The organism is Paenibacillus solanacearum (assembly GCF_910593845.1).
GTDB lineage: Bacteria > Bacillota > Bacilli > Paenibacillales > NBRC-103111 > Paenibacillus_G > Paenibacillus_G solanacearum.
The window spans coordinates 1-1005 of sequence record NZ_CAJVAS010000115.1; the positions used below are offsets into that span (position 1 = coordinate 1).

Consider the following 1005-nt stretch of genomic DNA (forward strand, 5'->3'; position numbering starts at 1 on the left):
GCCTACCTGTGTCGGTTTGCGGTACGGGCACCTTCTCCCTGGCTAGAGGCTTTTCTTGGCAGCTTGAACTCATGACCTTCGGTACTGTAATTTTCCCTCCCCATCACAGCCCAGCCTTACGATACGCGGATTTGCCTACGTATCAGCCTCACTGCTTGGACGAGCATCCATCAGCTCGCGTCACTATCCTTCTGCGTCACCCCATTGCTCATAACGGTTCACGGTGGTACAGGAATTTCAACCTGTTGTCCTTCGACTACGCCTTTCGGCCTCGCCTTAGGTCCCGACTTACCCTGAGCGGACGAACCTTCCTCAGGAACCCTTAGGCTTACGGCGGACAAGATTCTCACTTGTCTTTTCGTTACTCATACCGGCATTCTCACTTGTATGCAGTCCACCAGTCCTCACGATCTGACTTCAACCCGCATACAACGCTCCCCTACCCCAGGACGACTTTACGTCGTCTAGCCATAGCTTCGGTGGTGTGTTTAGCCCCGTTACATTTTCGGCGCAGAGTCACTCGACCAGTGAGCTATTACGCACTCTTTCAATGGTGGCTGCTTCTAAGCCAACATCCTGGTTGTCTGTGCAACTCCACATCCTTTCCCACTTAACACACACTTGGGGACCTTAGCTGATGATCTGGGCTGTTTCCCTCTTGACAATGGATCTTAGCACTCACTGTCTGACTCCCGGGATAAAGTCTGTGGCATTCAGAGTTTGACTGGACTTGGTAACCCTTGGCGGGCCCCGCACCCAATCAGTGCTTTACCTCCACGACTCATCTCCCGAGGCTAGCCCTAAAGCTATTTCGGGGAGAACCAGCTATCTCCGAGTTCGATTGGAATTTCTCCGCTACCCCCACCTCATCCCCGAATTTTTCAACATTCGTGGGTTCGGGCCTCCAGTGCGTGTTACCGCACCTTCACCCTGGACAGGGGTAGATCACACGGTTTCGGGTCTACGTCTGCAAACTTAAGCGCCCTATTCAGACTCGCTTTCGCT

The 1005-nt window shown here is 53.2% G+C and carries 1 rRNA gene; it reads right to left on the reverse strand.

From position 1 onward, the window contains the following. A 23S ribosomal RNA gene (locus KXG62_RS33810) occupies window positions 1–1005 on the reverse strand; the annotation flags it as partial.